Consider the following 10,856-nt stretch of genomic DNA (forward strand, 5'->3'; position numbering starts at 1 on the left):
ATCTGAAATCATATCTTGAAAAAGTGCTTATAGAAAATTACAGTTACTAAGAAGAGCAAAAATTTATGTTGAGTTGGTTAAAAGTATAAAGGTTGATAGTAATAGATGTATAATTTAAATTACTATTTAGCCATCAGATTCCAATTTTGGGATGAGTAATATAAATAGTAATTTATCAGGATAAATGCATTTTGAATTTCTTAGAAGCTATAAATTATAAAATTAAGAAAGGAAAATAAAAATGCGTAATATTATTGATTTTGAAAGTATTAAAGGCAATTCTAATTTTTGGCTACTTTTTTTTGCTTGTAATTATCCAGAATCTTTTAATGAAGAGTTGGAAGAAACTTTGTCTGAGTTTTTATCTGAAAAATTTGAATTTCCTAAGGAATTTATTAACTCATTTACAGGTTATTATGATGGTGTTTTGGATGATAGTGATGGCTATGTGGATGATCCGAATACATTACAACTATCATTAGATACAGAGAAAAAACTTTATATAGAATTCCATCCTGGTGATACAATGTTTTTCTTAGATGATAATGAGATAGGATGCACTGGACCTCATTATGAGATACATGCTATTTCATGGGAAGAATTTAAAAAGCATACAGTTAAAAAAGATGTTAGAGAAAAATTACTACTGTTACCTATGGTTTATGTTAATTCTAATGATGAAATTGATGAACTGAAAAATGTATTATTGAGTGGATTAGAAGAAACATTTTTTGAAAAGGATGATTATAATACCATTTGCAATGAAGTTATTGAAAACTGCAAGAATGTAAAAGAATAGTATAATAACTTTTTATTGAAAGTATTTCAATGTTTTTAATTAACAAAAATATGATTTTGTAAAATAATTAGCTTATAAATTCCAATTTGAATGTAGTTACTGCGAAAAACCAGAGAAAGTTATGGAATTAGAATATAAAATAATATTAAATAGAAAAAGATTAAATAAAGAAAGGAAATAAGATGGGGATATTTAAGAAATTATTCAATAAGCAAAATGAAAATGCATCAGAAGAAGGTGAAAAAGTGGAGAATAAAATTTTGATAGAGAGCTGGTCACCAGTGTGCAATATTCAAGCCTTTGTTGAAAAGAGCGAAACTACAATTTATTTCTATTTATGGTTTAATCCATGTTCTGAAAATAGCATAATTAAGCCCTGTTGGATTTGCAATACAAGTATGACAGGCAAGGACATTGATTATGAAGCGATGGATAATGGAACTGCTCCCATGATGCCTTTGGAATACTGCAGGCATAGCAGTGAAGGAATAGAAATCGATACAGATAATTTATCAATTATATGGTTTGAAGAAGGTGATGGGGCAGCACTATTGGAAAATGATAAACTTTTGGCTGTAATACCTGGATGGGCGGAAAATGGATTTTATGGATATTCAAGATATGCTGTGGGAACTGGACCATTTGCATGGGAGTTAACTGATGCTGAAGACAATCTATATAAGAGGGTAATGAAAAGTAAAAAATACTGGGAATATTTATACGACGATTACTTTAAAGATGTGCAGAATATGCATTTATCAACCTTAGAAAAATTTTTCGGAAATTATGAAAAGTATTATGCTATTGATAATAATCAGTTTCCACCTAAAGCATTAATTACAGGTACCAAGGATAAAGTTAATTATGCATTTACAGCAGGAGTAAGCGCACTATGTCAGCCTAAAATTGAACAGTTCTTTGAAGAAGGATCAGAGCAGTACAGAAGAATAGAATTAGGCTTTGCATGCAGTGATGATTTTAAAAATAAAAACCATTATATGAAGCTATTAAGCTATATAAGCGGACAGACAGGTCTTCCATGGAAGGCAATAACCTGGCTTGGAAATGGACATACTATTCCTTGTAATGTAGTAAGTAATTTTGAAGCTGTGTTATTGATAAATGATAATATGTTTCCTCAAATTAATTCCCCCAAATATGATACTTTTATGGGTGAAAGAATTAATTTGTTATGGGTAATTCCCATAACTAAAGAGGAATACAATTTTGTTCAGGACAATGATGTTGATAAGCTTATAGAAAAGTATAATGGTAATTTAGAAGATATAATTATATTTGATGAAAAACCTAAATTTATTTAACAGCGTTGTTCATATATGTTAAATTGCTTTTTATCAGTGATTTAGTGGTAGAAAGGAGAGAATGTATGAAAAAATTATTTGTTGCAATAAGACAGGGTGATATAGACACTGTAAAAGCATTGCTTCAAAAGAAACCTGAGCTGATTGCGTGTACAGCGAAACAGCCACCTAAAAAAGACCATGGACAATCTCCTCTGCAAGTTGCAATAAAATCTGGCAACTTTGAAATTGCAGAATATCTTTTGGATTGTGGCGCTGATGTGAATTTTATAGAAAAAGAAAGCTGTTATGAGTGGAGGATGCCAGTTTTGCAGGATGCTATTATGGCAGCCGTTATGAGCTCAAGATGGAATACAAAGGATGCTATTATGGGGTTTCGGGAGTTTAATTCAAAGGAAAAGGCTGATAAGGCCTTTCATGTATTGAAAAGGATGATTGATATGGGAGCGGATATTTCTTCTGTTGATTCCTATGGAAATTCTTGTTTAGTAAGAGCAATTTTAGATGCAAGACAAATACTTCCTAGCTACTATTACAAAGAGGATAGGGTTGCCAACAATAGGATTATTACAAATGAGCTTAAGGAAGATTTAATGCGAATTTTCGATTTGCTGATTCAAAAAGGTGCAGACATATATGAAAGGGATAAGCGCAACAATAAAACGCTTTGTGAATCTTATGAAAAAGAACCAGTGGGGCAATTTTTGATGAAGAGTAAATAGTAAACAAATTCTTAATTTAAGGCTAAGTATTATAAGTAGTAAATTTGTAGGAGGATTAGTAATGGGATTATTTGGGGTTGGAAAGAAAAAAGAAGGATATAAATGTGTGCAGTATGGGCTGTTTAATGATGTTGAGTTTGATGCAGAATCATTTATAGATGGATTTGAAAAAGATTGGGGAGTGAAATTAGAAGCAGAAATAAGAAATGAGGATATGATTACACATGTCAATTTTGATATAGATAAGATTCAGTTTGTATGTTCATTTATGAAAGCTGCGTATCCAGAGGCCTCTCCAATTGAAGCTGCAAAAAGAAATCCATTTTGGAGAGAAGCAGAAGAATATGTTAATAATCATAAGGCATTTATGATTGTTGCCATATTAAAAAATGAATGTTTAGATCAGATTAAAACTTGCTCTATATTTACGCAGGTTTGTTGTTCGCTTATGAGAATGTCTGATGGAATATGTATGTATAATGCAGATTCAAACTTAATCATTGAAAAAAATAGTTATCGTAGCTATATGAATATTATGAAAGCAGCAATTGAACATAATGATCATTATCTTCCGTATCAAAACTGGATAAACATTAACTATGTTAGAGAAGAAGATGGGAGAATAGGAGCTTTCACAACAGGATTAAATATATTTAACAAGTTAGAGATAGAGTTGGTACATGTAGAGTATGAAGTAGAAATACTGCAAAAAATTATAAATATAATTTTATTTTGTTTGATAATGGACAACAAGACATTGGAAAGTGGAGAACTAATCAAGTTATTAGATGAAGATATTGAAATTATTACAAAAAAGGGAAAGGGTTATTATCTAAATGATAGAGATACAATAGGTATTTTTTATTAATGGTAATAGGAGGCAAAATTAATATGGATCTTACATGTAACAAAATTTTTATTCGTTTTTTTGGAGATGCAGATGCAAAATCTTTACTCGATTTGCATTTAAGAAATGGTGAGTTATTTCACAAATATTCTCCAGCTTTTGACGATGACTATTACACACTTGACTCAAAGCGTAAATATATTAGCAATTCTATAAAGCAAAGAGAAGAAGGTAAAGGATATTCTTTTGGTATATATCTAAAAGATAATGGTAAATTAGTTGGTAGTGTATCGCTGTATCATATATTTCGAGGTTCACTCCAGAAATGTTTAATTGGTTATTCATTGGACAAACAATATAATGGTAGAGGATATACCACGGAAGCAGTTTCTTTAGCAATAGAATTTGCGTTTAATGAATTGAAACTACATCGTGTTGATGCAGGTGTAATGTTAAGCAATATAGGTTCAATGCGAGTATTAGAAAAGGCAGGTTTTCATAGAGAAGGTATAGAACAAAAAGGTGTAAAGATTAATGGAAAATGGGAAGACCATCAGATATTTGCTATAATATCAGATAATAACTAAACTTTATTTTTAGTAAAAATAAAAGACTATAAATGGGGTGGTCTAGTGATTAAAACGGATAGATGTATATTAAGGTGTTTTGAAGAAAAAGATTTAGACTCATTCATGACTTATAGAAACAATGAAGAATGGATGAAGTATCAAAGTTTTAAGAATTTAACAAAAGACGAATATAAAAAAGCATTGTTAGCTCCTTTAAATATGGAAAATGGAATCCAACTTGCCATTGCTCATAAAACCACAGATAATCTTTTAGGAGATTTATATCTTGTAAGAAAAGGAAAAACTATTACAATTGGATTTTCTATTAATCCAATTTACGCTCGAAAAGGATATATAAGCGAAGTATTGAAAGCTCTATTACCAAGACTTAGAGAAGATTACTCTGGCTGTGAAATAGTAGCTATGACTGAAAAAGAAAACATCCCGTCTAAAAATTTATTACTTAAATTAGGTTTTGTATATGATGGTTGGATAGATAAGTGGCAATCAGAAATTTATGTTTATCCAAACTGAACAATATATAATTATTGTTAATTAAATAGATGTGGTAAGATAATACGAAACTGGGAGGTTGAGTATATGAGATATTTTACTGATGAATTATGGTCGAAGTTAAATAGTGATTCTCAGAAGGAATATGAGAAAGCAAGCTTAGAATGGGATAAGAATAACAAAGTGTACTCTGAAATATTTGAATCAGTTAAAAATAGATTTTCCAAAAAGTTTTTAAAAACATACTTGAGTAATCAAGGTTTTCATGACTTTCAAATAAAGAATATAGTATTAACACATAAGGAATATGAGTTTAAAAATCCTATATCTCTAGATATATATGTTACAGATAGTATAAATACATTTAAAATAACCTATAAATGCATTAGAAAGCTTAATGTAAATTATGCAGAAGTTGAAGGTTGGGGAGAGAGAAGAGGATTTGATGATTGGGGTTATGATGAGTTTTTACCAGTAGATGAGCAGACGTTATCTCACGAAATCCTTTTTGCTTCAGGGTCAACCATACTGATACACTTTAAAAATGGCAATATATTTGTAACCAAGACAAAATAAAATTATCTCACAATTTTCTTATTTGCTAAAGAATTATTCATTAATGGTAAAAAATCCTGATACAAGCATTTATATTTTGTAAAGAAAGAAGGGTTAATAAAATGATACAATCTGTTATACACATCGCTTTAGTTGTTAAAGATTATGACGAAGCTATTGAGTTTTACACAAAAAAACTTCATTTTATGCTAATTGAAGATACATATCAGCCAGAGCAAGATAAACGCTGGGTAGTAGTATCACCACCAGGCTCCTCTGGAACTACAATATTACTTGCAAGGGCTTCAAAACAAGAACAAACACCTTTCATTGGGAATCAAGCAGGGGGAAGAGTTTTCTTATTCCTTGGGACAGATGATTTTTGGAGAGATTATAACGATATGATATCAGAAGGAATCGAATTCGTTAGAGAACCAAAAGAACAATCATATGGTATTGTTGCAGTATTTAAAGATTTATATGGAAACTTGTGGGATTTAGTTCAACTCAAAGAAGATCATCCAATGTTCCAACGAGTAAAATAAAACTACAATGAAATTATTACACAATATTTTTTCAAGCATTATAATTGGAAAACAAATAATTTAGCAGTATCAGGGGGAGATATTTGTGGCTATTAAGGAAAGAATTAAATGGTTTATAGGAGGGTTTATTACTTATTTCATATTAAAAAGCATATTGGATTCATTAGGGATAGATTCTATATTCATTGGCATTACTGCGCTTGTAGTTATGGTTGCTATAATTATAATACCATTGGTTCGCTATATAATTCAGAATTGTAAAAAAAGTGATGGGTAATTATATATTAATCTACATTATAAAATTTATTTTCTGGGGGGAAATATAGAATGTTAGGTGAATTGTTGAGAGGAATAGGAATTTTTTACTATTGGACGTGGTTTATTTGGCCATTTGCATTCGTAGCTTCATTCATTAATGCAATTACTTCTGCAGTAAAAAAAGAAAATTCAACTGGAAGCATTGTTGTTGCAGGAGTATTGTTGCTAATAATTTTATCAGGAATTACTTTGCCTTTTGTAGAGTAGACTGATAATAAAATACACAGAATGATTTTTTTGAAATAAGATTGAACTTTTCTAATCAGCGATACATAATTAAATTATAAGAGAATAATAAATGTTTATATGATTCGATTAACTAAAATTGCAATGATTAAATTTCGCTTAAGAAAGGAGATTTATATGGAGTCTATTTTTAATAAAAAAGAAAACTGCTGTGGTTGTAGTGCGTGTTATAATACTTGTTCTAAGCAAGCCATTTCCATGGACCCGGATGAGGAAGGGTTCTTGTATCCTATTATAGACCAAGCTCTATGTGTGGACTGTGGAAAATGTACAAAGGTTTGCCCTTTAATTGAAAGCGGAAACTATAAACATAATTCTATTCCAGATTTTTTTGTGGCCAAGCACAAGTCGGAGGAGGTCTTAATGAAATCAACCTCTGGAGGTGCCTTCACAGCTATTTCTGACGAGATACTTCGTCAAGGTGGCGTTGTTTATGGTGCGGATTATGACAATGAATTCCGTGTTATGCACAAGAGGGCGGAAAATGAAGAACAGCGAAATAGAATGAGAGTGTCAAAATACGTCCAAAGCAATCTTGGAGATATTTTTAAACAGGTAAAAACAGATTTAACGGATGAAAAGATTGTACTTTTTACAGGAACACCATGCCAAATTGCTGGACTACGTGGATTTATAGGCGACTCCCTTTTAGTTAAGAATTTATATCTATGTGATTTAATTTGCTATGGCATTCCTAGTCCTCTTATTTGGGATGATTATAAAAACATACTTGAAAAAGAATATGGTGGTAAACTAGTGGATGTAAAATTTAGATCTAAGCTAGCTGGCTGGAGTAGGAAAAAGAGCAATGAGTCATTTTTATTCAAAACTTCAAATAGTGAAAATTTTCACTATGACGGCCGATTCTATCAACTTTTCTTTGGGAAAAAGACAATTATAAGACCTTCATGTGAGAAGTGTCCATATACGGATATTCATCGTTCATCTGATATAACTATTGCTGACTATTGGGGTATAGAAAAATATGCTCCAGAATGGATGGATGCAAAGGGTGTTTCTCTGATAATGACTAACACTCCAAAAGGTGAAAAGCTACTTGAAAGATGTAGTGATGATCTTAAGTATGAAAAACGAGCAAAAGAAGAATCCCTTGCAGAACAACAGCGTTTAAGGGGACCTATAGAGTTTCCTGAAGAACGCAAAGAATTTTGGGAGGAATACCAAAAGTTTGGATTGGCTCATTTACTAGACCAATTGCCAGAGGAATTTTAACTTATATACATTATATTTAAGGAGCTTAAAATGAAAAATCCGAAATTATTAAATTTTATTCCCTTACTAGTGACAACACCTGTTATTGTTATTGGAGCAATAGCAATGAAATATAATAATATTTCAACCTTTATCTGGGGACAAAACCTTGCATGTTTAATGCTAATGGGATTGATTTCATATCTGATATTGTTAGGCAATGTTAATATAGCTAGAAGCAACTTTAATAAAACTTTTATATTAATTCCAGTAATACTTTTATTTCTAACTTTTATAGGAGCAGATATGATGGGAGTTCATAGATGGATATCTATAGGACCAATAAGGTTTAATGTTTCTATGATAGTGATGCCTATAACAATAATATTATTATGGGAACTATTGGAAAACGAAGTTTGGTGGCAATCAGTCATTATAACATTTGCTATATCTATCTTACTTTTTATTCAACCTGATGCTTCTCAGTTAACCGGATTTGCTGTTCCAATGATGATTATTTTATGTAAGAAGACTGATAGAAATGGTTTGCGCACAATTATTATAGGGGGACTTTCCATATTAGTTGTTCTATCATGGATATATTTAGATGGTCTTCCGGCAGTATCCTATGTGGAAAGAATATTAAGTTTAGTAACAAATATGGGACAAATGTGGCTTATATTAGGGGCTATCTCACTAGTAATGTTACCAATGCCTTTTATATTATTTCCGCCCAAAAATCTAAAACTGCCATCAATATGTGTTGGTTTGTATTTTATGATTATTATACTTTCTACGTTCTTTGGTAACTTTCCAGTTCCTTTAATGGGATATGGAGTTTCTCCTATAATCGGTTATATTATACCTATAACATGGTATGTAAAATCTAAAATTAATCAATAAGTTTATTATGTTAATAGATAGCTTATAAAAATTAATAATTATGAAAAACACCGTATTATTCAGAAATGAATTTTACGGTGTTTTTGCGTCGCAATACAAACAGTTTATAAAAGAGTAAGACATAGCTAAATGTAGTTAATGAATAATTATTATTGATTTTCCCATTTAAAAGTATCAATGAGTGTTTTTATATCTTCTTTCTCATCAATCCATTCTTCAGAATATCCGCAGTCACAGCATAGGTATCGTGTTACTTTTACAGCGCTAAAAGTAGTAAATCCGGTCATAATAATATTTCCACTGCCATATGCTCCTGCCTTACCTGGAATTCTTAAGATAGAATTTGAATTACATTTTGGACATATTGATGTATTTTTCATATAAACCTCCTATTATATAAAAAGTTAGTATTCATTCACCACATATATTCAGAGCATTTCTTAATAAAATATGATGATATTATTTATCCACAGATTCATAGTAATAATTAAATTTTATCATAATAAATGATAATAAGAAATTAAAAACAATTAATATTAATATGTAGCGCAACAGCTTTTATTGTGTTAGTTTCTGGTTGCATTTAGTTCTATATTAGGAAACTACTATTACGGCGAATCAAACATAGAATTTATGAATGGAAATAAGCTATGGCTTAATAGCAATTGATGGATTGGCAAATGCTGAATGCTGGAGCAAGAAATGATTGTTGTATAGAAGCCTTTTTATTTTTCTTATGATATAATTAGGAGATTGGAGGAAGCAATGTAAGAAAGGTTTATTATTACTTATTTTAGTTATATTTATGGAGGAGTGGGTTTATATGAATATTTTTGACATTATTATTCCAGCTTTTTTTATCTTAATTACTTTAAAACAGTTAAGATATATGAAGATATTAATAATACCCACAAGGAAAAGCTATGGAGAAATCATTGCGGTTTCATTTAGTATAATTATTTTTATTTGGATTACATATTCTTATGCTAATACTTGGATTCATTATGTGACAGGAATATTAGGAATTTTTATGTTTATGAGCATGTGGATTAAACAAGGAATTAGCTCAAAGGGTTTCATATCAATGTATAAATATAAAGAGGTTATATTATGGGATGAAATTCAAAAGGCTACCATAATTAGTTCAAAAGATATAAAGGTTAAGTTATCAGGCGGTTTTATGGAGCAAACATTTCATTTCAAAAATAGTGATTATGATAAAGTTATTAATATGCTAGAAGAAAATTTGCCTAAGAAAGCAGAATTGCAAAAACTCTTAAACAAGTAAATAGGTACAATGTATACGGTGTTAATAAGCATATAAAAATTACTGGCATTTAGTATTGAACACATTAATGATGTAAGGATTAAATTTTTGTTTAATTATATATAATGTGTAAGGAAGTGTAGAACATGATATTTAAGGAATTTGGCAAAAAAAATATGCCTGCCATTATTTTTCTTCATGGTGGTGGATTATCCTGGTGGTCATGGAAAACACAAATTGAAGTGTTGCAAAAGGATTATTTTATAGTTACCCCTATTATTGATGGGCATGGTGATGATTGGGATACTACTTTTATAAGTATAAAAAAATCTGCTGAAAAGGTAATTAAGTATATAAAAGAAAATCTTAATGGAAAAGTTTTTGCCCTTTGTGGTCTTTCTATTGGTGCTCAAATTGTGGTTGAAATAATATCACAAGAATTTGATATCGCAGAGAACGTTGTTATAGAAAGCGCCTTGCTTTATCCTATGAAAATTACAAGGGTGATAACTGTACCAACGTATAATCTGTGCTATGGATTAATAAAAAAGAAATGGTATGCAAAACTACAAGCTAAAACATTAAACATACCAAAGGAGTTATTTGAAAACTATTATAAGGACAGTTTCAAAATGTCAAAGGAAACACTGATAAATATAACTAAAAGCAATGGAAGTTATTCATGTCCCTCAAGTATATGTAATACGAAAGCAAAAGTTTTAATATTGGTTGGAGAAAAAGAGCTATCAATAATGAAAAAATCTGCAATTTTACTGCACAAAACCATTAAAGGAAGTTCTTTAAAAATTATTAAGAAAAGTGGACATGGTGAAATTAGTTTAATCTATCCAAATAAATACATTGATTTATTACAAGAGTTTTTTGTAAATTATGATATAAATACTATTAGTTAAGCTAAAATATTTAGAAAATAGTTAGAGAGTATTTGCAGCGCAAAAGTAAAAAATATCAAGTGATTCTTGGCTTCAGATGGAGTTTGCTTAAAAGGAATACTTACTCCAACTGAAGCTTAGAAGA

Annotated in this window: 16 protein-coding genes; 15 read left to right on the top strand and 1 reads right to left on the bottom strand. The window is 30.2% G+C overall.

Annotation, left to right across the window (positions count from 1 at the left end):
- Positions 1-241 precede the first annotated feature (241 nt).
- The 12 genes from RYO54_RS19850 to RYO54_RS19905 all read left to right on the top strand — a co-directional run bounded on the left by RYO54_RS19850 (position 242) and on the right by RYO54_RS19905 (position 8,551).
- The gene (locus RYO54_RS19850) at positions 242-799 is read left to right on the top strand and encodes an Imm19 family immunity protein (protein WP_315122422.1); all 558 of its coding nucleotides are present in this window, start codon (positions 242-244) and stop codon (positions 797-799) included.
- 182 nt (positions 800-981) lie between these two features.
- Positions 982-2,121: a suppressor of fused domain protein gene (locus tag RYO54_RS19855; protein WP_315122423.1), complete on the top strand. Its 1,140-nt coding sequence runs from the start codon at positions 982-984 to the stop codon at positions 2,119-2,121.
- Positions 2,122-2,186: 65 nt separating this feature from the next.
- Positions 2,187-2,843 carry an ankyrin repeat domain-containing protein gene (locus tag RYO54_RS19860; RefSeq protein WP_315122424.1) on the top strand — a complete coding sequence of 219 codons (657 nt, stop codon included), beginning with the start codon at positions 2,187-2,189 and terminating at the stop codon, positions 2,841-2,843.
- A 61-nt stretch (positions 2,844-2,904) separates the two neighbouring features.
- Positions 2,905-3,711: a hypothetical protein gene (locus RYO54_RS19865; RefSeq protein ID WP_315122425.1), complete on the top strand. Its 807-nt coding sequence runs from the start codon at positions 2,905-2,907 to the stop codon at positions 3,709-3,711.
- A 23-nt stretch (positions 3,712-3,734) separates the two neighbouring features.
- Complete coding sequence (locus RYO54_RS19870) at positions 3,735-4,277, top strand: GNAT family protein (protein ID WP_315122426.1); 543 nt, start codon at positions 3,735-3,737, stop codon at positions 4,275-4,277.
- 45 nt (positions 4,278-4,322) lie between these two features.
- Positions 4,323-4,793, top strand: a complete 471-nt coding sequence (locus RYO54_RS19875) for a GNAT family N-acetyltransferase (protein WP_315122427.1) — start codon at positions 4,323-4,325, stop codon at positions 4,791-4,793.
- 66 nt (positions 4,794-4,859) lie between these two features.
- Complete coding sequence (locus RYO54_RS19880; RefSeq protein WP_315122428.1) at positions 4,860-5,348, top strand: hypothetical protein; 489 nt, start codon at positions 4,860-4,862, stop codon at positions 5,346-5,348.
- Positions 5,349-5,449: 101 nt separating this feature from the next.
- Positions 5,450-5,872 (top strand): VOC family protein, encoded by a 423-nt coding sequence (locus tag RYO54_RS19885; protein ID WP_315122429.1) that lies wholly within the window; start codon positions 5,450-5,452, stop codon positions 5,870-5,872.
- Positions 5,873-5,957: 85 nt separating this feature from the next.
- On the top strand, positions 5,958-6,149 hold the full coding sequence (locus RYO54_RS19890; protein WP_315122430.1) for a hypothetical protein: 192 nt from the start codon (positions 5,958-5,960) through the stop codon (positions 6,147-6,149).
- A 50-nt stretch (positions 6,150-6,199) separates the two neighbouring features.
- Positions 6,200-6,397: a hypothetical protein gene (locus RYO54_RS19895; protein WP_315122431.1), complete on the top strand. Its 198-nt coding sequence runs from the start codon at positions 6,200-6,202 to the stop codon at positions 6,395-6,397.
- Positions 6,398-6,553: 156 nt separating this feature from the next.
- Entirely contained in the window at positions 6,554-7,669 is a 1,116-nt protein-coding gene (locus RYO54_RS19900; protein WP_315122432.1) for a Coenzyme F420 hydrogenase/dehydrogenase, beta subunit C-terminal domain, read from the top strand.
- A gap of 30 nt (positions 7,670-7,699) precedes the next feature.
- Positions 7,700-8,551 carry a cell division protein gene (locus RYO54_RS19905; protein ID WP_315122433.1) on the top strand — a complete coding sequence of 284 codons (852 nt, stop codon included), beginning with the start codon at positions 7,700-7,702 and terminating at the stop codon, positions 8,549-8,551.
- A gap of 149 nt (positions 8,552-8,700) precedes the next feature.
- Here the strand turns inward: RYO54_RS19905 and RYO54_RS19910 are convergent, their stop codons facing one another.
- Complete coding sequence (locus RYO54_RS19910) at positions 8,701-8,931, bottom strand: hypothetical protein (protein WP_315122434.1); 231 nt, start codon at positions 8,929-8,931, stop codon at positions 8,701-8,703.
- A 193-nt stretch (positions 8,932-9,124) separates the two neighbouring features.
- Here RYO54_RS19910 and RYO54_RS19915 point away from each other — a divergent pair, with 193 nt between their 5' ends.
- The 3 genes from RYO54_RS19915 (at position 9,125) to RYO54_RS19925 (ending at position 10,732) form a co-directional block, all read left to right on the top strand.
- Positions 9,125-9,220, top strand: a complete 96-nt coding sequence (locus RYO54_RS19915) for a hypothetical protein (RefSeq protein ID WP_399549819.1) — start codon at positions 9,125-9,127, stop codon at positions 9,218-9,220.
- Positions 9,221-9,374: 154 nt separating this feature from the next.
- Positions 9,375-9,839, top strand: coding sequence for a hypothetical protein (locus tag RYO54_RS19920; RefSeq protein ID WP_315122435.1), 465 nt, complete (start codon positions 9,375-9,377; stop codon positions 9,837-9,839).
- 125 nt (positions 9,840-9,964) lie between these two features.
- Positions 9,965-10,732 (top strand): alpha/beta hydrolase, encoded by a 768-nt coding sequence (locus RYO54_RS19925; RefSeq protein WP_315122436.1) that lies wholly within the window; start codon positions 9,965-9,967, stop codon positions 10,730-10,732.
- Positions 10,733-10,856: the final 124 nt, after the last annotated feature.

It is taken from the genome of uncultured Clostridium sp. (assembly GCF_963515715.1).
Classification (GTDB): domain Bacteria; phylum Bacillota; class Clostridia; order Clostridiales; family Clostridiaceae; genus Clostridium_AW.

Excerpts from the sequence above, each read along its gene's own strand:
- RYO54_RS19900 (WP_315122432.1), top strand. The coding sequence starts at position 6,554 with ATGGAGTCTATTTTTAATAAAAAAGAAAACTGCTGTGGTTGTAGTGCG.
- RYO54_RS19905 (WP_315122433.1), top strand. The coding sequence starts at position 7,700 with ATGAAAAATCCGAAATTATTAAATTTTATTCCCTTACTAGTGACAACA.
- RYO54_RS19885 (WP_315122429.1), top strand. The coding sequence starts at position 5,450 with ATGATACAATCTGTTATACACATCGCTTTAGTTGTTAAAGATTATGAC.
- RYO54_RS19850 (WP_315122422.1), top strand. The coding sequence starts at position 242 with ATGCGTAATATTATTGATTTTGAAAGTATTAAAGGCAATTCTAATTTT.
- RYO54_RS19895 (WP_315122431.1), top strand. The coding sequence starts at position 6,200 with ATGTTAGGTGAATTGTTGAGAGGAATAGGAATTTTTTACTATTGGACG.
- RYO54_RS19855 (WP_315122423.1), top strand. The coding sequence starts at position 982 with ATGGGGATATTTAAGAAATTATTCAATAAGCAAAATGAAAATGCATCA.
- RYO54_RS19860 (WP_315122424.1), top strand. The coding sequence starts at position 2,187 with ATGAAAAAATTATTTGTTGCAATAAGACAGGGTGATATAGACACTGTA.
- RYO54_RS19880 (WP_315122428.1), top strand. The coding sequence starts at position 4,860 with ATGAGATATTTTACTGATGAATTATGGTCGAAGTTAAATAGTGATTCT.
- RYO54_RS19870 (WP_315122426.1), top strand. The coding sequence starts at position 3,735 with ATGGATCTTACATGTAACAAAATTTTTATTCGTTTTTTTGGAGATGCA.
- RYO54_RS19910 (WP_315122434.1), bottom strand. The coding sequence starts at position 8,931 with ATGAAAAATACATCAATATGTCCAAAATGTAATTCAAATTCTATCTTA.
- RYO54_RS19925 (WP_315122436.1), top strand. The coding sequence starts at position 9,965 with ATGATATTTAAGGAATTTGGCAAAAAAAATATGCCTGCCATTATTTTT.
- RYO54_RS19920 (WP_315122435.1), top strand. The coding sequence starts at position 9,375 with ATGAATATTTTTGACATTATTATTCCAGCTTTTTTTATCTTAATTACT.
- RYO54_RS19865 (WP_315122425.1), top strand. The coding sequence starts at position 2,905 with ATGGGATTATTTGGGGTTGGAAAGAAAAAAGAAGGATATAAATGTGTG.